The 1,740-nt window shown below is 76.7% G+C and carries 3 protein-coding genes; all 3 read left to right on the top strand.

Features of this window, described 5'->3' with window-relative positions; all coding sequences use genetic code 11:
- Positions 1-748 (top strand): TauD/TfdA family dioxygenase (locus L2I40_RS22760; RefSeq protein ID WP_237217641.1); only part of this gene is annotated, 748 nt, incomplete at its 5' end.
- Positions 749-789: 41 nt separating this feature from the next.
- Positions 790-1,521 (top strand): aspartate/glutamate racemase family protein, encoded by a 732-nt coding sequence (locus L2I40_RS22755; RefSeq protein ID WP_237217639.1) that lies wholly within the window; start codon positions 790-792, stop codon positions 1,519-1,521.
- A 57-nt stretch (positions 1,522-1,578) separates the two neighbouring features.
- Positions 1,579-1,740 (top strand): neutral zinc metallopeptidase (locus L2I40_RS22750; RefSeq protein WP_237217643.1); only part of this gene is annotated, 162 nt, incomplete at its 3' end.

Genomic DNA, 1,740 nt, shown 5'->3' with positions numbered 1-1,740 from the left:
CTCCGGCCAGGGCTTCTGCCTGCTGCGCGGCCTGCCGCTGGATCGCCTAGGCGAGGACGCGGCGGAGGCGGTGCTGCTCGCCCTCGGCGCCCATCTCGGGCGCCCCGTGCCGCAGGGCCCGGCCGGCGAGGCGGTGCAGCGCGTGACCACCCCCGCCGCCGGCGCGCGATGGCGCTTCCACGCCGATGCGGCCGACATCGTCGCGACCATCATCCTGCGCCAGCCGCCCGACGCCGATCCGGTGATGCTCGTCTCCGCCGCCGCCGTCCACAACGCGCTGCTGGCCCGCGACCGCGCCGCGCTGGAGGCGCTGCACGCGCCGCTGCCGCAGCTGCTGCGCACGGCGCCCGGCGCCCCGTCCGACGTGGCGGAACTGCCGGTGTTCACCATCGCCTCCGGCGCGTTCGTTGGCCGCTACGCCCGCGATGCGGTCGAGGCCGCGCAGCGCCTGCCCGAGACGCCGCGCCTGACGGCTGCGCAGGTCGCAGCCCTCGACCTGCTCGACGCGGTCTGCGCCGAGCCAGGCCTCGCCGCGCGGCTCGATGTCCGGCCCGGCGACGTGCTGCTGTTCAACCCGCTCCAGGTCTGGAAGCGGCGGGCGGAGGGGACGGAGGCCGGCGACGCCACTCGCCAGGCGCTGCGCATGCTGCTGCTGACGCCGACCTCCCGCGCCCTGCCCGCCGGCCTCGTCGCGATCGGCGAGGAACCCGCCGCCGGCGCGCCGGGGCAGGGGATGGTGGGCGGCTGAGCGACGTTGCGCGCCCGAGCGGAGGGCGCGAAGCTGCGCCCATGCGCCTCCTTGTCGCCAACGCCAACACCACCGAAGCCACCACGCAGCTCTGCGCCGCCGCCGCGCGCGCCGCCGCTGCGCCGGGCACGGAAGTGATCCCCGCGACCCCAGCCTTCGGCCCCGCGACCATCTCGACCCGGGCCGAGAACGCCATCGCCGGCCATGCGCTGCTGCAACTGCTCGCCGAGCATGCCGGCCGGGTGGACGCCGTCGTCCTTGCCGTCAGCCACGACACCGCGCTCGAAGCCGCCCGCCAGCTCATGCCCTGCCCGGTGATCGGCATGACTGAGGCCGCCTGCCTCACCGCCTGCCTGGTCGGCGCGCGCTTCGGCGTGCTCACCCTCGGCAATGCCGGGCCCTACGAGGAACTCGTCGCCCGCCACGGCCTCGCCACCCGCTGCGCCGGGGTGCTCGGCCTGCCGATCGCGCCGCCCGAGGTGCTGCGCGATCCCGCCGCCGCGCATGCGCCGATCCTCGCCGGCATCGAGGAGCTCGCCGCCCGCGCCGATTCCGTGATCCTCGCCGGCGCCGTGCTGGCCGGCATGGATCGCGCGCTGCAGCCGCGCGCACCGGTGCCGCTGCTCGACGGCATCGGCTGCGCGGTGAAGCTGGCCGAGGCGCTGGTCGCGCTGAAGCTGCCCAAGCCCGCGACCGGCAGCTTCGCCGCCCCGGTCAATCGCGACACGATCGGCCTCGCCGCGCCCCTCGCCGCGCTGCTCCGCGGCGGCTGACGGGCCGCAACCCCGAAGCCGCCCGCGACGTTCCCCACCCGATCCGGAGGACCAGCGATGCGGCTCGAGAACGGACGCGAAAGCAGCAATGTCGAGGATCGCCGGGGCGGCGGCTTCCGTGGCGGCCGCGGCGGCGGGCGGATGGTGGTGGGCGGCGGGCTCGGCACCGTCGTGCTCGTGCTGCTCGCGCTCTTCCTCGGCGTCGATCCCGGCGTGGTG

Source organism: Falsiroseomonas oryziterrae, assembly GCF_021864505.1.
Lineage (GTDB): Bacteria > Pseudomonadota > Alphaproteobacteria > Acetobacterales > Acetobacteraceae > Falsiroseomonas > Falsiroseomonas oryziterrae.
The sequence above is the reverse complement of the archived record's forward strand: the minus strand, read 5'-3'. Positions and strand labels throughout refer to the sequence as shown.

Bases quoted from the DNA above. Each gene is read 5' to 3' on its own strand.
- L2I40_RS22755 (WP_237217639.1), top strand. From the start codon at position 790: ATGCGCCTCCTTGTCGCCAACGCCAACACCACCGAAGCCACCACGCAG.